The following is an 18,244-nucleotide window of genomic DNA, read 5'->3' on the forward strand; positions in this document are numbered from 1 at the left end:
CGTTGGGAGTTCGATTCTCGCGCCCGACCTTGGCTGCACGACGTCGCCTCTCCCGAGGAAGGATCTTGACCCCACGTCCGTGGTCCCGCTCGTGGTTGCGAGATGAGATGCAGCACGAGTGTATCGGCGGTGAGCATGGTCGATGCCGTGCCGGGCTACTGTGCGGCGTTCTCCGAATTGAGTCGACTGATCTCCGCGCGCATGCGTCGCATCGGTCGGTCAACTCGGCTCTTTCTCTCGTTGCCCGCGGTCATCAGTCCAATTATGGCGGCCATTCCTGCTGGAATTCCGAGAACTACGACGAGGAACGGCGCCAAGCTCATGGAGTTCTCCTATGCTCGGATCGAGCGGTCTGGGACAGTGTCGATCAACAACCTACTATCGTCAATAGTAGATTGCTCATGGCGGGTGGTCCATTGACGGCGTCCCGCGGCAAAACTCGCGGGTTCCCTTCGCCACTACGTAGCGCGCAGGCAATCGAAGGCGGACGACCTTTGCTTGGGAGATGTACCTCTTCTCTAGATGGATCGAGCCCGGCGCCACCCGAGGTTGCCTGTCTCGTAGCGCCACGCGCGTTGGGAAAGTAGTCGCATTCCGTTGAGTCCGACGATGACGGTGGAGCCTTCGTGTCCGGCGACGCCGAGGGGTAACGGTAAGTGCCCGAACAGGTCCCACAGGACGAGGGTGGTGATGAAGGTGGCGGCGATCGCGAGGTTGGCGATCACGATGCGCCGGGCACGGCGTGAGAGGGCGATCACGCGCGCGATGGTGGCGAGTTCGTCACGGACGATGACGGCGTCGGCGGTGTCGAGTGCGAGGTCGGATCCGGCGCGGCCCATGGCGATGCCGGTGTGCGCGGCGGCGAGTGCGGGGGCGTCGTTGACACCGTCACCGACCAGTAGCACTTTCGCGCCGCTGCGTTCGAGGTCGGCGACGGCGGTGACCTTGTCCTCGGGGAGGAGTCCGGCTCGCATGTCGGTGATCCCGACCTGTGCGGCGAGCGCAGCGGCGGCGCGGGGATTGTCGCCGGTCAGTAGAACCGGAGTGTGTCCGGTGAGGGTGGTCAGTTCGTCGACGACGTCGCGGGCGCCGTCGCGGAGTTGATCGGCCAGTCCGAGTACTCCGATCGGTGCGGCGTCGACAATCACCACGATCGCGGTCTTTCCGCCGGCTTCCATTTCGGCGGCCGCAGACATCGCTTGCGCCGTGGCACGGTCCGCGATCGCGGCCGACGCCGCTGGAAGCAGGTGTGCGGGGCTGCCGACCTGAATCCGGCGACCGTTCAGGCGTGCTCGCACTCCCCGGCCGGGGGCGGAGTCGAACTCTTCGACAGGGGGCACCTGCAACCCGCGTTGGCGGGCAGCGGCGACGACCGCGTCAGCGAGCGGGTGCTCACTGGGATGCTCGGCCGCGGCGGCGAACGTGAGCAGCTCGTCGGCGGCGAGGTTCGCCCCGCTCATCGGCCGGATGTCCGTCAGGGCCGGGGACCCCTTGGTGAGGGTTCCGGTTTTGTCGAATGCGACGGTGGTGACCGAACCGAGCTGCTCCATCACGACGGCGGATTTGACCAACACGCCGTTGCGGCCGGCGTTGGCCATCGCCGCCAGTAGCGGCGGCATCGTGGCCAGCACGACTGCGCACGGGGAGGCGACGATCATGAACGTCATCGCTCGCAGCAGCGACGGTTGCAGGGCGCCGCCGAGCGCGAACGGGATGAAGAACACTGCGAGGGTCGCGGCCACGACTCCGACCGAGTAGTACTGCTCGACCTTCTCGATGAACAGCTGCGACTTCGCTTTGGTGGCGGACGCTTCTTCGACCATCGCCACGATCCGCGCGACGACCGTCTCCGATGCCGCGTGATCGATCCGGATTCGCAGAGTGCCGGTCCCGTTGAGGGTTCCGGCGAACACCTCGTCATCGCGATGTTTTGCCACTGGTAGGGGTTCTCCTGTGATCGAGGCCTGATCGACATCGCTGCTTCCGGAGATGATCCGGCCGTCGCCGCCGATCCGCTCGCCCGGCCGGACGACGATCACATCACCTGCCGTCAACGACGCCGCATCCACCATGGTTTCGTGCCCGTCAGGGCCGATGACGGTGGCACGTTCGGGAGCAAGATCGAGCAGGCTGCGCACCGAGTCGGCGGTGCGCTGGGTCAGGAATGCTTCCAACGCGCCGGAGGTGGCGAAGATGACGATCAGCAGGCCGCCGTCGAGGACCTGGCCGATCGCCGCGGCGCCGATCGCGGCGACGATCATGAGCAGGTCGACGTCGAGGGTTTTCTCTCGAAGCGCCTGCAAGCCCGCCAGTGCGGGCTCCCACCCGCCGGTGACGTAGCAGCCCAGATACAGCGTCCACCACAGCCAGGTCGGGGCACCGCCGAACTGAGCGGCAAGCCCGAGGACGAACAGCCCGGTCGCGATGGCTGCCCACCGCACTTCCGGGAGTGCGAACGGCCGGGTGCGGACGGCGGTTGCGGCCCGGGGCGCCGCGGGCTCGGTGTGTGGATCGCTGCGTACGGGGGTGGTCATGGCACGGCTTCCGGCTGGTGGCGGGGTGGGAACGAACGCCACGATACAGGAAAACATGAAGACCTCTTCATGTAATCATGATGGGTAGGATGCTTCACATGGGTCACGGAGTCGAAGGCACAGCCACGCCGCCCGCGCAGCTCGATGCGGAGTCGGCCGCGACGGTGGCTGCCACGTTGCAGGCGTTGGCGACGCCGAGTCGACTGCGGATGTTGACTCGGCTGCGGCACGGGGCGTGTTCTGTGGGTGACCTGGTGGAGGCGGTGGGGATGGAGCAGTCCGCTGTCTCGCATCAATTGCGGCTGCTGCGTGCGATGGGGTTGGTGACGGGGACGCGGCAGGGCCGCAACGTCGTGTACAGCCTGTACGACAATCATGTGGCGATGCTTCTCGACGAAGCGGTCTATCACATCGAACATCTCGGGCTCGGAATCGCCGACGACCCGATCCCTGCCCTGTAAAGAGCTCACCCCATATGTGGCCAATCGACGCCGGAGTCCCTCGGCGGCGCGTCCGACGACCAGGTGATCAGTGCGTGCGGCGACACACTCGCTGAAGCTCATGCTGCAGTGGTGTTACCAACCTCGATCTACTCGCTGGGGCGAGATGAATGTGTTGATCAATCGGCAATCTCCTGATCGGGCTACCCTTCATTTCGACCCCTGACATCTCCTCCCTTGGTCGGTGGAACAAAGAAAGCGATCCAACCCGATGGATATTCGCAGTCTGCCTCGGTACATGACGGTGGCGGCTGTGGTCGCCGCCGCCGTGACATCACTCACGGCCTGCACGAACAGCGGTACCGATAGTGCGGAGCCTTCCCTTCAGTCATCGTCGAGCAAGGCCGGCGAACCCTCGGCAGTGATGAATGGGCTCGAGTCCAGCACCTCCGATATGGCGCTGATTACTGATGATTCGATGATTCCCGCCGGTCAAGCCACGACGTGGAGATTCCGAATCGACGATTCAGGGGGTGGCGCGGTAACCGAGTACGAGGCAGAGCAAGGCCAGCTCATGCATCTGTATTTCATTCGGGATGACTCGACGAGATTCGCGCATCTGCATCCGATCATGGCTGGCGACGGCACGTGGAGCGCCCCGATCTCAGGCCTCGTACCCGGGAGATACCGCGTATACGCCCAGTTTAGGGCTCTTAGCGGGAAAACCTCTGAAACGCAGGTGCTTTCGCAGCTGGTCACAGTTCCTGGGGAGGGGACTCCGGAAAGGCTTCCACACGCCATGCCGTCGACCTCGGTCGACGGCTACACGCTCACGGTCGCGGGGAAACTCACACCCGGCCAGTCGGGAGAGCTCACGGTGGACATTGCCGGAGGCGACGAGCAGGGATCCGACGTGCAGCGCTACGAGGGCGCCTATGTCCATGTCACTGCAATCCATGCACAGACTCTCGCCTTTGCTGATCTGACGCCACTGGACAGCGATCAGCGAGGTCCGGAATTCGATGTACCTGCGAAACTCTCGAAATCCGGCGACTGGCGACTGTTCATCGAGTTCCAGACAGGAGGCCAGTTGCACACCGCGGCGATCACCATCGCTCTGTAACGAACCTTCAGCAGGCGCAATGACAATCGGGATGTGCCCGCCGGCGCCTCGTGCGTGCACCCGACATTCCTGAGCAAGGCGGGGTGGCGATTCCACGCAGCGGGTGCGAACGGTCCCGAGGTCAGGAGCATTGCCGTTCTGGTCCAATCCGGTACGACAGCACGGTTAGCCGATCTGTGGTGCGCGAGGGAAACATGTGACGCTTTTTGTCATATGGGGCAGTTGATGATGTTTATCTACTATTGTCCTTAGTACATGGGTGTCGAGCGCAGTTTGAGTCGTCGAGGACGAGGGGTGTTTGTGAGGCAACGGAATCGACTCACGCATGCTCGCACGAGAGTCGCTCACGCCGTCCTTGGTCTGGCTCTCGCCGGATCGATCGTCGCAACCACTCCCGGTATCGCGATGGCGGTTCCGCCGCCGCCACCGAATCCGAGCGATACCGAGTTGCAACAGGCAGACTCACGCGTGGATCAAACTCTGGGCCGTATCGGCGATCTGATCAACGACGTTGCGTCGGCGAATGCGCAACTCGCTGAGATCGCCGCCCAGGTTGCGATCAAGCGGGAGGACGTGAACAAGGCGTTGGTGGACCTTCAGTCATCCCGTGATGTCGCGGTGGCCGCCACTGCTGCTGGGGCAGCTGCACGCACCGACATGGGAGTGGCTGGGCAGGCAATCGAGGTGGCGCAACAGCAGTTCGACGATTTCGTTGCCGCCAGCTACAGACAAGGCAGCACCGCCGGCTCGCTGACCGTCTTCCTCGGAAGCGACAGCCCCGACGATCTCTTGGCCAAAGCTGACCTGGTGCGGATGATTACGAAGAAGCACAACGCGGTCATGGACGAGCTTCAGCGCGCACGAACGGCGCGATCGAACACGGAGTCTGTGGCACGGGCGGCCCAGGCGACCGCCGACGCTGCTGCAGCCAGAGCAGAAGACAACAAAGCCCTCGCAATGGAAGCAATCCAGCGCGTGACGGATGCGCAGAAGTCGGCAACAGAGCAACAGGCAGTGGTCATGAAGGAGCGCGATTCCGCGCAAATCGAGTTGGAGGCAGCGAGAAACAGCGCGACGGGATTGCAGAACCAGCGTCAGGTCTACGACCAGTGGGATACTCAGCGCAGAGCAGAGGAAGCAGCTACCGCTGCGGCGATCGCCGCAGCGCAGCAAGCAGCATCGGAAGCTGCGACCCGGGTTGCTGCGGATCAAATTGCACGTGATCGCGCCGCGGACATTGCCAGCAGACAGCGTCCGCATACCCAGATCAGCGATGATTCCTCGGAGACGAAGGTGCCGTCGGTGACGACTACGCCGTCACCGCCTGCTTCTCCAACCAAGGCTCCGTCGGTTACGACGGAGCCCGGAGGTGGCGTGAGTGACGACGGTCAGAATTCGGTCACCGGTGACGGTGCCATCGAAACTGTCATCGACCGGGCAATGTCGCAACTCGGTGTCCGCTATTCGTGGGGAGGCGGAGACGCAAACGGGCCGACCGTCGGAATTCGTGACGGCGGAGTCGCGGACACTTTCGGTGATTTCGAAAATGCAGGCTTCGACTGTTCCGGAATCATGATCTATGCGTTTGCTGGTGTGGGAATCTCACTTCCGCACTACTCCGGGTACCAGTACACCGCGGGAAGGCAGGTTCCAGCCTCTCAGATGAAGCGAGGGGATCTGATCTTCTACGGGCCCAACGCAAGTCAGCACGAGGCGCTCTACCTTGGCAACAATCAGATGCTTGAATCCCCGCAGTCCGGCGATGTGGTCAAGGTTTCCCCGGTGCGTTGGGACGGCATGGTGCCCAATGTGACCAGGCTTCTCTAGCTCTTCTCCGTCGGCGGTACGGTTGGCTTCAGAGGTCGGCGAAAATCGTTGCGTACGTCTGTCTCCATAAGAGTTTCGCCGGGCGTGCGCGCGGACATGTGGGGATCGTGGGGTTGGCGTTATCGGGATTGGTGGAAGGGGCAATTGACTTTCGAGTCGCCGATGCTGTTCTCGATCAGTTTCTTGATCACCTTCTTAGTCGATGGTCTTTCGGAGGTGCTTCTGGCCAGACCACCGTTCGATTTTCAGGTCACCGACAGTTACTTCGGCGTGGCACATTTTCACTACGTGGTCTTCGGTACGGTTGTGTTCACCACGTACGCGCGGATCTACTTCTGGTTCCCTAAGATGACTGGCCGAGTGATGGATGAGTGGCTGGGCAAATGGCATTTCTAAGCGGCGTTCGCGGATTCCACATGACCTTCCTCGTGCAGCACTGGCTCGGCGTCGAGGGGATGCCGCGCCGCTAAGCGGATTACCTACCTTTGGACGACTTTGCGGTACTGAACTCCATCTCGACCGTAGAGTCCTTCGTCTTGGGTGCATTCACCATTCACCTTGCCGTTCATCTGGAACGTCTTCAGGAGCTACAGATTTGGTGAAGTCGTCACGGTCGACGATCCGTGGGGCAATGGCAATTCTCTCGAGTGGGCGACCAGCTGTCCGCCGCCACGCCACAACTTCACCGAGCCCCTATCCGCTCCGAGTGTCCGGCGTTCGAGATGCACCACCCACACATGGTGGAACGGATTCGGGCTGAAGCTCACACCGGAAGGTTCCATCCCACAACGAGCACACTGGCGGGAAACGGATCCGAGTGAGCCGTGTCGTCCGCAAACTACGTGTACGCAATATATGTCGCACGTATGACGGGAAGAAGTGAGGACACGAAGTCGCCATGAGTTCGTTCCCAATTTCGGTGATGACTGTGCCGGCGACGGATGAGACTGGCATGACCCCCATCAAGTGACCCGCAAGCTATGAGAATCCTTCCGCCCTGATCAAGGGCATGAAAGGCTGCAACTCATGGCTGGACGCAAACGGCACACGCCCGAACAGATCATCCGAAAACTGCGCCACGGCGACGAACTTGCCGCCACAGGCGCCGACGACGAGGAAATCGCCCGACAACTCGACGTCTCGGTGCCGACGCTCTACAACTGGCGCAAGCAGTATGGCGGCATGAAAGCCGACGACGCCAAAGAGTTCAAAGAACTCAAGAACGAGAACGCCCTGCTCAAGAAGCTCCTCGCCGAAGCCGAACTCGAAAAGGCTGCACTCAAGGAGATTGCTCGGAAAATTCTGGGTCAGGCCGTTCCGTCAACGGGTTGATTCCATTATCACTGGAAAATTCTGAGCCTGACCGCCAAACGAAACGCTGTCGTCATGCTCCAGGAAACGATGGGGCTCTCACAGCGTTTCGCCTGCAAAATCGTCGGGCAACCGCGATCCACCCAACGAAAAGCGCTTGCGAGAGACACCCCGGACGATCCGGACGCCGATCTGCGGAAGTGGTTGCGAGACTGGGCCAAAGCGAATGCCCGCAAGGGGTTTCGTCGGGCGTGGGCGGACTTGCGTGCCATGGGCTGGGTGATTAACAAAGAAGAAGGTTCAGCGTCTCTGGCGCGAGGAAGGGTTGCGGGTGAAGGTCCGCAAAATCCGCAAACGAGCCGACGCTTCGACCACCCCGATTGCCGAGGCACATGCACCGAAGGTGGTGTGGGCGATCGACTTCCAGTTCGACTTCACCACCGACGAACGGAAGTTCAAGATCGCGTCAATGGTGGACGAGCATTCGCGCCAGTCGGTGCTCAACATGGTCGAGGGATCCATCCCGGCAGAGGATCTCGTCGCCGCCCTGGAGAAAGTGTTCGCGCTCTGGGGCGGCCCGCCACAGGTGTTGCGGTGCGACAACGGACCCGAATTCATCTCCGAGGCGTTGCGGACGTTCTGCGAGGACCGACTGGGAATCGGATATGTTCCCCCTGGTCAGCCGTGGAAGAACGGCTACATCGAATCCTTCAACAACCGAGTCCGTGACGAATGCCTGAACATGAACGAGTTCCACAGCCTCCTCGAAGCCCGGGTGGTCATCGAGGACGGGAAGGAGGACTACAACACCCGACATCGGCATTCATCGCTGGCTTACCGCACTCCGAATGAGTACAGCTGCCAGCTGTATTCACACGCATTGATTCTCTGATAGCGAGTGGCTCACCAAACGGGGTCCTACCAAGACGACAGCCGCACTGACCGATTCGTTGTTACGCGAACTCTTACCGCGCTCACGTTTGTCGGTGCGGGCCTCGGTTGCCCTGCCTCGACGCTGCGCAAACTCCCGCTGTCCCGCGCATCGTATTCGATCGCCGTGGAGACTTCGCTTTCACACACGTGCACCTCGGTGATACCCCTGTCGGGTGGGATGCAAGTCGTTGAAGGATTGCCGTTTCCGGTCGTCTCATACAGTGAACTACTATCTCTTTTAGTAGTTCACTGTATGAGGGAGGGACATCGGCGATGACGAATTGGTCGCTCTGGCGTTGGATTACTGCGTCGGCAGGTGCGGTGGCAGCAGCGCTCATCGTCGGCGTCCCCACCGGGATAGTGCCGACTTCGTTCTACCAGCGGATGACTCCGGTGCTGTGGTGGAACTATCCGGTGTGGATCGCGAACGCGATATTGAGTGGATTGATACTCGCGACGTATGTGCGAACGCAATCCAGTTCTGCAGCACCCTCGCGCGTGGGCATTGGCAGCAATGCGCTGGCTCTGTTGGCCGTCGGCTGTCCGGTGTGCAACAAATTGGTGATCATGACTGTCGGTGTGACGGGTGCGTTGAATCTGTGGGCACCGATACAACCGGTCCTGGGGCTGATTTCACTGGCTTTGATGGCGGGCGCGTTTCGGCAGCGGTTGAAAGGTGAGCGGGCGTGCGGAGTGCGTACTTGTGTGTCGAAGGACTCGATCGGTACTGCGGTCCCCGAACGCTCCTAGTGCGCGATTGGATGTTGTCAAGAAGGATGGGACCCCAAGGAAACGGTCTCCTGTTGACGACGGTTGAAAACTAGTCCAGAAACGACGGGTGGTCTAGTTTTCAACCGTCGTTCACATCTCCTTCATCGCTTGGGTGATCTACGCCGCCTCTCTGCACGCGCGTGCTACTTCTGGTTGGCGCGATACCCGTGCCGCCTGGATAATCATTGCCGGTTTCGTCGCAATGCTGTTCAATCTCTTCATCATCAAGATGGATGTCTCCGGCCTCCATTCGTACGCGGGACTCAACTGAGAGCGAGCGGGTGAGAGTGGCGCGGGGGCATATGGATCAGGGGAGCCCCGCGCCTGCATGCCGGGGGAGTGGCGCAGCCATTCTGATGTGAGTGTGTGAACGTGGTGATCAAACTTGTCAATCATGCGCACTTCCTGCCCTTGCAAGGCGGAAGCCGTTGTGGCGCCGCGTCAGGGAGTTTCTTTTCCCGACATCCTGCGCGACACTCGAGTTCATCGTGTATCAGTGTCAACCTGATGTGGTCGCACCTGCTCAATACCGGCTGGCTTTCGAGTCGGTACGCCTCCGCGATCAACTCGGAGTCGGTCATCCCCCGCCGAACGTCCTGCATCATGACCTCCATGTCGTCTGTTCTCGTTTGCGTACCCGGCCTGTCCCTCGTTAATCGATGGGCTCGGTTTGCGCCTGGACCTGATTGATGCAAATAGATCGGTTCGGTTCAGGCGTGGGTTTTTGTGCACCCGTTCCTACCTCGTGCTGGTGGGTATCCCACGGAGCCTGACCAGAATGTTGAGCCCGACGAATGTGACCGCGCACGCAGGACGGCGCGTGCGGATCTCGGGATATCTTCGGGTGTAATTACCAAACCCTCCAACAAATGAGGTTGCCTCGATAGTGTTCGGTGTCCTCCGGGGTATTGACCTGTCGCCTAGAAGGCTCGGTGCCTCTGCCGAGGTCAATTGTCAAGCAGAGACACCGAGCCGCGTGCGCTCACATCCGACTGAAATCTGAGCAATGAACGCCGGAAGTCGTGATCACAGCGTGGCGAGAATGCCTTCCATCGTGGTGATTTCCTGGTTTTGCGCGCTGATGATGGTCTGCGCCATGGAGATAGCTTCGGGATACTGTCCGGAATCAACTTCAGTTTGCGCCATTGCGACAGCTCCGCGGTGATGGTCGATCATCTGAGCGAGGAACAGTTTCGCGGCATCGGTTCCCTGTGCATTCTGCAGCGCGGTCATGTCATCGGCGGACATCATCCCCTCCATCATTCCCGGCGTCATCCCCATGCTCTCTGAGGGCATCGGCATGTTCATGCTGGTAGAGGGTGTCATGCCTTCCATGTTGTGGGAGGTGGTCGGCATATTCATGCCAGAGGAGGACGAACTCTGTCCCCAGCTGGTCAACCAGGCCTGCAGCTGCTCGATTTCTGGGCCCTGCGCCGCTTTGATCTGTTCTGCCAACGCTGTCACTCGGGGGTCGATACCGTCTTTGGAGAGGAGCATGTCGCTCATCTCGACGGCTTGACTGTGATGCGGGATCATCTGCTCGGCGAATGTCACATCTGCCTGATTATGAGTGCTCGCGTCCGCCGAGCTACTGGACTCGACACTCATTGACATCGGTGTGGAGGTGGTTCCATCGGAATTGGAACTGTTACATGCGGTGAGGACGAATAGTGCCGCAGTTGCTGCAGCGCTGATTGCGAGGATCTTCTTCATATCGGGGAAACCCTTTCGTTGGGAGATCGGTTGTCCGGTCATGAGGCGTTCTGTGAGGTCGTCTTCGGGGTAGTGCTTGGTGAAGGCCGGTGTTGATCCGGGGGAGAAGGGAGTCGTAGTCGCTTCAGCAGTAGTGCGTTGACGGCGACGATGAAGCTGGACCCGGACATCGACAGCGCTGCGATCTCTGGGCGAAGTACAAGTCCGAGGGAGGGTTCGAAGACTCCAGCGGCGATGGGGAGGGCGATGACGTTGTACCCGACGGCCCATCCGAGGTTCTGTCGCATCTTGCGGAGGGTGCCTCGCCCGATTTGTAGTGCGACCGGTACGTCGAGTGGGTCCGACCGCATCAGCACGAGGTCCGCTGTTTCGATTGCGACGTCGGTACCTGCGCCGATGGCGATACCGAGGTCCGCTTGTGCGAGCGCGGGAGCATCGTTGACTCCGTCCCCGACCATTGCAACTTTTTTGCCGGCATTTTGCAGCTCGACGATCTTGGCGGCTTTGTCGCCGGGGAGCACTTCCGCGATGACGGTATCGATACCGAGCTGGCCCGCGATGCGCTGTGCGGTGGCTTCGTTGTCGCCGCTGAGCATGACGACTTCGACGCCCAAGTCGTGCAGCGCCGCCACTGCGGCGGCGGAAGTCTCTCGGACAGCGTCGGCGAGTGCGATCACCCCGACGCCGTGTCCGTCGACGGCGACGAGTACTGCTGTTCGCCCGCTGGCTGCGAGGTCGTCGCGTGTGCCCATCAATGTGCCGAAGTCGACGTTTTCGGCGATCATCAGTTTGCGGTTGCCTACCGCCACTCGACGACCGTCCACCTCCGCAGCCGCACCGTGACCTGGCACATTACGGAAATTTGTGAGTGGAACTTCCGGGGCGCCGCGTTCGGCCGCGTAGCGGACGATCGCGCCGGCGAGGGGGTGTTCGGACTCGCGTTCGACCGCGGCCACAAGGGAAAGGAGTTCATCGGTGCCGATACCGTCGACGACGACGTCGGTGACTTCGGGTTCGCCTTTGGTGAGGGTGCCGGTCTTGTCCATCACTACCGTCTCGATGCGCGCCGAGGATTCCAGCGCGGTGGCATTTTTGAACAACACTCCTCGTTGAGCTCCGAGTCCGGTGCCGACCATGATGGCGGTGGGCGTGGCCAAACCGAGAGCGTCGGGGCAGGTGATGACAACGACGGTGATTGCGAACAGAAGCGCGGTCTGCACTCCTGCACCCGCCGCCCACCAGACAAGGAAGGTGCCGGTGCCGCCGATCAGAGCAACAAGGACGAGCCAGAACGCGGCCCGATCAGCGAACCGTTGCCCCGGCGCTTTCGAGTTCTGCGCTTCCTGGACCAACGCCACTATTTGGGACAGGGCGGTGTCGGCACCGACTTTGGTTGCTCGGACGCGAAGTGTGCCCGTCGTGTTGATGGAAGCCCCGATGACTGCGGATCCCGGTTCTTTGGATACGGGAAGGCTTTCCCCGGTCACCATTGACTCGTCGACTTCGGAAGTTCCGCTCTCGACCGTTCCATCGACAGGGACTTTGCCGCCTGGTCGGATCAGTAACAGGTCTCCGACGACAACGTCGGCGGTGGGAACTTCGACGGGTTCGCCGTCTCTCAACACGATTGCCAATGGCGGGGTCAGTTCGAGCAGTGTGCGAATCGCGTCGTTGGCTCCACCTCTGGCTCGCATCTCGAACCAATGTCCGAGCAGGACGAAAGCCGTCAGCACCGACGCGGCCTCGTAGAAGACCTCGCCGCCGCCGGTGAAGGTGACGGCGACGCTGTAGAGCCAACCCGCCCCGACGGCGACGGCAACGAGGACCATCATGTCGAGGGTGCGGGCCTTCAGAGCCCGATAAGCGCCGTCGAAAAAGATCCAGGCCGAGTAGAACACCACTGGCAAGCTCAGTATCAGGGTGAATACGTCGTCGCGGAGTCCGAACGGGGCGGGAACTGTGAATCCGAACATGTCGCGCCCCATCGGGGACCACAGCATGATCGGAATGGACAGAACGAGAGCGACGAGAAAGCGATTTCGCATGTCCCGGACCATGTCGTCCATCGACATTCCGGCGTGGGCGCCTCCGTGCCCCATCATGTCCTGTGCAGAGTGTTGAGCATGTGGTTCGTGCGCTGTGTGTTCGCCGTGAGGAGATTCGCCGGGGTGTTCGACCGGTGCGTCGGTTGATGTGTCGGCGTGGTCTGAATGAACGTGGTATTCAGAGGGCGTGGCGCTGGTGCTGTCGTTTGGTTCGGAGAGGGGGTCGCAGCTGTGGGAGGGCACTGATCGCCCTGCGCAGTGATAGCCGCAGTCCCGGATCCATTGGGACAGTTCGGGTATCGAGGTTGCAGCCGGGTCGTAGGTGACCGTGGCAGTTTGGTTGAGGACGTTGGCCTCAGCAGAGACGACGCCACGTCGGCGAAGGAGAGTTGATTCGACTGCGGCTTTCGATGTCGCCCACTGCAATCCTTGTACTTCGAGAACGGTGGTTCGATTCATCTCTGCGCCCTCTCGTTGTGACCGCCATTCTTGCGGCAGCGACTGTGCGGATACCTCGGTGGCATGTTCCCGTGTTGTGGCAGATCGTCGGCACCTCTGGGGCGTGATGTTGTGGGGTCCACGTGTGTCTCAATACTGAGCCTGCCGGTGGCGGATATGCCTTGGTTAGATGTTTGGTGAAGATTCGATGAAGGACCATGGTGTCCCAAGCAGTCGACGACTGCCCTCGTCCGTGATGGTGGTCGTCGTGAAGTGAAACCTTTGGATTCGTTGCGGGTGGACAGTGGGACCTCTCCCGCACATCGCGTCCGAAGAGTTCAGGGCAGACGGAAGGTCATCGGGGCAGTCGAATTCGGGATCAAATCAGTGATCGGAGCTTGTGGCATGACTGGTGAATCGTCGTAGGCGCAAACTGTTCGTGACGACGAAGATGGAGCTGAAAGCCATGGCAGCGCCGGCGATCAGCGGGTTCAACAACCCCAGCGCCGCCAGAGGCAACGCCGCCACGTTGTAGGCGAAGGCCCAGAAAAGGTTCCCTTTGATGGTTTTCAACGTCGAGCGCGACAGACGGATCGCATCTGCGGCGGAGCGCAGGTCGCCTCGGACAAGGGTGAGATCGGAGGCTTCGATGGCGACATCGCTGCCGGTGCCCATGGCCAGACCTAAGTCTGCTTGTGCCAGAGCAGCGGCGTCGTTGACACCGTCACCGACCATAGCGACTGTATACCCACGGCTTTGGAGGTCTTTGACGGCGCTTACTTTGTCCGCGGGCAAGACTTCGGCGATGACATCGGCGGCTTCGATCCCCACTTGTTTTGCGACGGCGACGGCGGCGCGAGCATTATCGCCGGTCAACAGGATGGGACGTAGTCCCAAGGTTCGGAATGCAGTGATGGCCTCTTTCGAGGTGTCCTTGACAGTGTCCGAAACGACCACGATTCCGCGGATCGAACCGTCCCACGCAACCCACACCGGGGACTTTCCGTCGGCTTCCGCGTCGTGTGCGGCCACTTCCAGATTCTTGGGTGCGACGAGAGACCAGTCCTGCTCTAACCAGGTTCGCCGACCTATAGCAACGGCTCGGCCGTCTACGACACCGGAGACGCCTCGGCCGTCGTGGTTGGAGAAACCTTCGATTCTCGGCAACGGCCGGCCGTCAGCCCGAGCTGCAAGAGTGATGGCCTGCGCGATCGGGTGTTCGGAGCCGTCCTCCAACGCTCCTGCGACAAAAAGTAATTCGTCGATATTCTCGCCATCTGCGCCGACTGTCGAATCGACACTCATGCGCCCGGTGGTGACGGTCCCGGTCTTGTCGAGCACGATGGTGTCGACCTGACGGGTGGATTCGAGAACCTGGGGGCCTTTGATGAGAATCCCCAACTGGGCGCCGCGGCCCGTTCCGACCATCAGCGCCGTCGGTGTTGCCAACCCCAATGCACAGGGGCACGCGATGATCAGCACGGCAACGGCGGCGGTGAACGCCGTCACCATCGAGTGACCGGTCAAAAGCCACGCACCCAACGTCATCAGTGAGAGAACGATGACGACCGGGACGAAGATTCCGGAGATGCGGTCGGCGAGACGTTGGACCTGAGCCTTGCCGTTCTGTGCATCTTCGACCAGTCGTGCCATCTGAGCGAGCTGAGTGTCGGCGCCGATACGAGTTGCTCGAACGAGGAGTCGCCCTCCAGCGTTGACGGTGGCGCCGACAACGGCGTCGCCAGGGCGCACTTCGACTGGCACGGATTCGCCGGTCAGCATGGAGGCGTCCACCGCAGATGTGCCGTCGGTGACGATGCCGTCGGTCGCGATCTTTTCGCCGGGGCGTACGACGAAGATGTCACCGACCACCAATTGTTCGGTGGGAATTCGGATCTCGGTGTGTTCCCTCAACACCGCTACGTCTTTGGCTCCCATGTCCATCAGTGCGCGTAGGGCTGCACCCGACTGCTTCTTGGCGCGGGCTTCGAAATATCGCCCCGCCAGTATGAAGACGGTGACCGCAGCAGCGACTTCCAGATAGATGTGGTCCGCTCCGCCCTCCTGCTGTGGGAACAGGCTGAACTCCATCTTCATGCCGGCCATTCCGGCATGACCGAAGAACAACGCCCACAGTGACCACAGGTAGGCCGCCGACACCCCCACCGAGATCAGAGTGTCCATTGTTGCCGCGCCGTGTCGGGCATTCGTCAGTGCAGCGCGGTGGAAGGGGAGTGCGCCCCAGACGACGACGGGAGATGCGAGCGTCAAGGCCAGCCACTGCCAGTTCGTGAACTGCAATGGCGGGATCATCGACAATGCGACCACAGGCACAGTCAATGCGAGCGAGACGAGCAGTCGGGTCCGCAGTTGCGAAGCCTCGTCCTGGATTCGGGCGTCCACCCCGTCGGTAGTGCCGACCTCTCCGGACGAGCCCTTGGGGGCAGGCAAGGTGGCGGTGTATCCCGTTGCCTCGACGGTGGAGATCAAGTCTTCAGGTGCTACCGCACCCGTGAAATCGACCTTCGCCTTTTCGGTCGCGTAGTTCACTGTCGCGGTGACGCCGTCGATCTTGTTGAGCTTCTTTTCGATTCGCGCGGCGCAGGAGGCGCAGGTCATGCCGCCGATGACCAGTTCGACACTGTGTGCGGACTCGGCAGCGACGGTCGTGTTGTCCAGGGTGCTCATCAGATGTACCTCTCCTGACCTGCCTACGCTGGCGGTGTGGGCGCCCGGTCAGATGTTCGCGAGATGATAGTTGCCGGCTTCGTCGAGCGCGGCAGTTACTTGTTCCTCGGTCAGTGGCGCTGAAGCTGTGACGGTCACGGTGGAGACTCCTCCGGCGACGAGATCGATCTCGACCTCGCTCACTCCGGGGAGGGCGCGCAGCTCGTCCGTGACGGCGCCGACGCAATGCCCGCAGGTGAGGCCGGTGACCGCGAACGTGTTGTTGGTTGCAGACATGATGTCCTCCGTAGGGGTGGGCGCGGATGTCGTGGGTGATTTCTTCGTCGAGTTGCATCCACAGCCGCGTTGCGTCTTATCGAGTAGATTCGGCTGCGAGTTAGTCTGACCGCTCATGATTCCCTTCCCGTCTGGTACCCCAGGGGGGTACCTGTTTCTACTATACTCGCGTTAGGAGAAGGTGAGTCAAGGCTGCGCCTCGACTACTTCCGTCGGACATTTGGTCGGATTCTCCCTCGTGTATTCGCCCGCGCAGAGAACGTCGAATTTCGAGCGCCCGTGGAGTGTCGCCAGGTGTACACCGGAGTCATGGGCAGTTGCGCCGTTCGCGGGATTTCGATCCCAGTCCAGCGGCAGGGCAGAGGCCGGGGATTCCGGGACGCTGACCCGATGCCGGGGCGGCCACAATCTCACCTCGCCGAACGGGGTAGGAAGAGGCATCGAATGAGATGCCGGCCCAATCAGGTCGCGCCTCCCGTGCTGGTGTGATCGTGTGTTCGGACGTCTCCACGTGTCAGACGATGTAGCCCAAGCGGGTCATCATACCCGACTCCTGGTGATATCCGTTGTGGCAGTGGAGCATCCAGTCGCCCGGGTTGTCGGCGATGAGATCGACAGCGACAGATTCCATCGGACGAACGATGACTGTGTCCTTACGAGGGCCGACACCGCCGTCACCTTTGACCACTTGGAACGTATGCCCGTGCAGATGCATGGGATGCCACATCATCGTCATGTTGGTGAACGTGAGCCGGGCTCGGTCCCCTTCTTTGACGGTCAGAGGTTCGGTTTGGTCGTAGTTCCGACCGTTGATCGTCCATTGGTAGCTCATCATGTCTCCCCCGAGGTCTGCCACGAGATCGACACCGGTGCCATCGCTTCGCGGCAGAACGACACTTTCGGCTGCAGTGAACGTCTCGACCGTGCCCACTCGACCTGCCAATTCCCGAGGGAGGAACGACGCGTCGGGCGCAGCGCCCGAGCCTGTACGCAGCAGCGTCCGAGCCTGAGCGTTCTTACCCTCGGCCGCGGCGACGAGCGGGAATACACCGTCCTTGACCGTGACGATCACGTCGTAGCGCTCACCCATGCCGAGGAGAAGCGCATCGACTTCTGTCGGTACGACCGGAAAGCCGTCCGTATGGGTCACGGACATCACGTGATCGGCAAGGGCGACTCGAAAAGCGGTATCCGCACCCGCGTTGATGATGCGAATTCGCACACGCTGACCGGGAGCGGCCGAGAATGTTGTCGGTGCGGAAGCTATCCGCCCGTTGATCAGATAGTAGGGGTAGCTGACGTCACCCGCGTCCCCGCCGAGCAGAGCGCTGGATGCTGCTGAGCTCGGGCCACCCGAGGTGGGGGGCGGCGTGGTTTCGTTCGACCCGTGGTTCATTCCACCCATGCCGGGCATGTTGCCCATTCCGGATCCGCCCATCGAACCCATGCCGTTTCCGGACTGGAGGTCGGAGAGGATCTGTTGCGGGCTCGTGCCGATTCCATCCGTCCAGTCGTCGAGAACGACGATCCATTCGGCGTCGTAGTCGGCGGGCTCGCGGGGGTCGTCGACGATGATGGGGAGGTAGAGGCCGTAGTCGGTGTCGAGACCGACATGGGGGTGAGCCCAGTACGTTCCCGAATGAGGTACGGAGAAACGGTATGTGAAGTTCTGCCCCGATTCGATGTTCGGGCTTGCCGGCATGGCGCCGTCCATGTCGTTGCGAAGCGCGATGCCGTGCCAATGCACCGATGTCTGATGATCGAGTCTGTTGTTGACGGTGATTGCGAGCTCGTCACCGACATTCGCGCGAATCAAGGGACCGGGAATACTGTCGCCGTATGCCAGGGTGCGCACCGTGATGCCGCCGAGATCGATATCGGCGCCCTGCGGATTGAGCGTGTAGTCCACGGTGCGACCGGTATGCGGGCGCGCTGCCTCAGCGGTCGTGATGGCATTCTTGTCGAACGGCGGGGGGGTCGGGTTGGACGATCCGCTGGTGGTGCATGCGGTCAACGCCAGGCCTCCCGCCCCCGCCGCCGTGGCGGCGAGAAACGTACGTCGACTGAAAGCCGATCCTGTGGACGGCGCAATAGCCATGATTGTGATTGTCCTTGTCTAGTCGTTGTGGAGAAGCGGAACTGATA

At 61.4% G+C, this 18,244-nt stretch carries 11 protein-coding genes and 3 pseudogenes; 7 read left to right on the plus strand and 7 right to left on the minus strand.

What is annotated here, in order from left to right; all coding sequences use genetic code 11:
- Positions 1-155 precede the first annotated feature (155 nt).
- Together BH682_RS36220 and BH682_RS35320 are read right to left on the minus strand one after the other, a co-directional pair.
- Complete coding sequence (locus BH682_RS36220) at positions 156-323, minus strand: hypothetical protein (protein WP_155419211.1); 168 nt, start codon at positions 321-323, stop codon at positions 156-158.
- Positions 324-518: 195 nt separating this feature from the next.
- Positions 519-2,534 (minus strand): heavy metal translocating P-type ATPase, encoded by a 2,016-nt coding sequence (locus BH682_RS35320; RefSeq protein WP_047270622.1) that lies wholly within the window; start codon positions 2,532-2,534, stop codon positions 519-521.
- Positions 2,535-2,632: 98 nt separating this feature from the next.
- Between BH682_RS35320 and BH682_RS35325 the strand changes: the two genes are divergently transcribed.
- The 7 genes and pseudogenes from BH682_RS35325 to ccsA all read left to right on the plus strand — a co-directional run.
- Positions 2,633-2,995 carry an ArsR/SmtB family transcription factor gene (locus tag BH682_RS35325; protein ID WP_075836666.1) on the plus strand — a complete coding sequence of 121 codons (363 nt, stop codon included), beginning with the start codon at positions 2,633-2,635 and terminating at the stop codon, positions 2,993-2,995.
- A gap of 778 nt (positions 2,996-3,773) precedes the next feature.
- Positions 3,774-4,097 carry a hypothetical protein gene (locus BH682_RS36225; protein ID WP_134929860.1) on the plus strand — a complete coding sequence of 108 codons (324 nt, stop codon included), beginning with the start codon at positions 3,774-3,776 and terminating at the stop codon, positions 4,095-4,097.
- Between the two features lie 255 nt (positions 4,098-4,352).
- Entirely contained in the window at positions 4,353-5,924 is a 1,572-nt protein-coding gene (locus BH682_RS35335; RefSeq protein WP_083954833.1) for an NlpC/P60 family protein, read from the plus strand.
- A gap of 132 nt (positions 5,925-6,056) precedes the next feature.
- A pseudogene (locus tag BH682_RS35340) lies at positions 6,057-6,745 on the plus strand (cytochrome c oxidase subunit I); the annotation flags it as partial.
- A 205-nt stretch (positions 6,746-6,950) separates the two neighbouring features.
- A pseudogene (locus tag BH682_RS35350) lies at positions 6,951-8,127 on the plus strand (IS3 family transposase).
- A gap of 314 nt (positions 8,128-8,441) precedes the next feature.
- Positions 8,442-8,918: a hypothetical protein gene (locus tag BH682_RS35355; RefSeq protein ID WP_047270626.1), complete on the plus strand. Its 477-nt coding sequence runs from the start codon at positions 8,442-8,444 to the stop codon at positions 8,916-8,918.
- Positions 8,919-9,033: 115 nt separating this feature from the next.
- A pseudogene (ccsA, locus tag BH682_RS35360) lies at positions 9,034-9,210 on the plus strand (cytochrome c biogenesis protein CcsA); the annotation flags it as partial.
- Between the two features lie 755 nt (positions 9,211-9,965).
- On the opposite strand, the gene BH682_RS35370 reads toward ccsA, so the two are convergent.
- The 5 genes from BH682_RS35370 to BH682_RS35390 form a co-directional block, all read right to left on the minus strand.
- Complete coding sequence (locus tag BH682_RS35370; RefSeq protein WP_083954834.1) at positions 9,966-10,694, minus strand: DUF305 domain-containing protein; 729 nt, start codon at positions 10,692-10,694, stop codon at positions 9,966-9,968.
- Positions 10,691-13,156 carry a heavy metal translocating P-type ATPase gene (locus BH682_RS35375; protein ID WP_019747368.1) on the minus strand — a complete coding sequence of 822 codons (2,466 nt, stop codon included), beginning with the start codon at positions 13,154-13,156 and terminating at the stop codon, positions 10,691-10,693. The genes BH682_RS35370 and BH682_RS35375 overlap by 4 nt, the downstream gene beginning before the upstream one ends.
- A 363-nt stretch (positions 13,157-13,519) precedes the next feature.
- A complete protein-coding gene (locus tag BH682_RS35380) occupies positions 13,520-15,823 on the minus strand; it encodes a heavy metal translocating P-type ATPase (RefSeq protein ID WP_047270630.1) in 2,304 nt (767 codons plus the stop codon).
- A 48-nt stretch (positions 15,824-15,871) separates the two neighbouring features.
- The gene (locus BH682_RS35385) at positions 15,872-16,099 is read right to left on the minus strand and encodes a heavy-metal-associated domain-containing protein (protein WP_030537788.1); all 228 of its coding nucleotides are present in this window, start codon (positions 16,097-16,099) and stop codon (positions 15,872-15,874) included.
- Between the two features lie 514 nt (positions 16,100-16,613).
- Complete coding sequence (locus tag BH682_RS35390; protein WP_075836368.1) at positions 16,614-18,197, minus strand: multicopper oxidase family protein; 1,584 nt, start codon at positions 18,195-18,197, stop codon at positions 16,614-16,616.
- Positions 18,198-18,244: the final 47 nt, after the last annotated feature.

Source organism: Rhodococcus sp. YL-1 (genome assembly GCF_001942025.1).
GTDB classification, from domain to species: domain Bacteria; phylum Actinomycetota; class Actinomycetes; order Mycobacteriales; family Mycobacteriaceae; genus Rhodococcus_F; species Rhodococcus_F qingshengii.

Coding starts and splice junctions, on each gene's coding strand:
- BH682_RS36220 (WP_155419211.1), bottom strand. CDS start 323: ATGAGCTTGGCGCCGTTCCTCGTCGTAGTTCTCGGAATTCCAGCAGGA.
- BH682_RS35320 (WP_047270622.1), bottom strand. CDS start 2,534: ATGACCACCCCCGTACGCAGCGATCCACACACCGAGCCCGCGGCGCCC.
- BH682_RS35325 (WP_075836666.1), top strand. CDS start 2,633: ATGGGTCACGGAGTCGAAGGCACAGCCACGCCGCCCGCGCAGCTCGAT.
- BH682_RS36225 (WP_134929860.1), top strand. CDS start 3,774: ATGCCGTCGACCTCGGTCGACGGCTACACGCTCACGGTCGCGGGGAAA.
- BH682_RS35335 (WP_083954833.1), top strand. CDS start 4,353: ATGGGTGTCGAGCGCAGTTTGAGTCGTCGAGGACGAGGGGTGTTTGTG.
- BH682_RS35355 (WP_047270626.1), top strand. CDS start 8,442: ATGACGAATTGGTCGCTCTGGCGTTGGATTACTGCGTCGGCAGGTGCG.
- BH682_RS35370 (WP_083954834.1), bottom strand. CDS start 10,694: ATGACCGGACAACCGATCTCCCAACGAAAGGGTTTCCCCGATATGAAG.
- BH682_RS35375 (WP_019747368.1), bottom strand. CDS start 13,156: ATGAATCGAACCACCGTTCTCGAAGTACAAGGATTGCAGTGGGCGACA.
- BH682_RS35380 (WP_047270630.1), bottom strand. CDS start 15,823: ATGAGCACCCTGGACAACACGACCGTCGCTGCCGAGTCCGCACACAGT.
- BH682_RS35385 (WP_030537788.1), bottom strand. CDS start 16,099: ATGTCTGCAACCAACAACACGTTCGCGGTCACCGGCCTCACCTGCGGG.
- BH682_RS35390 (WP_075836368.1), bottom strand. CDS start 18,197: ATGGCTATTGCGCCGTCCACAGGATCGGCTTTCAGTCGACGTACGTTT.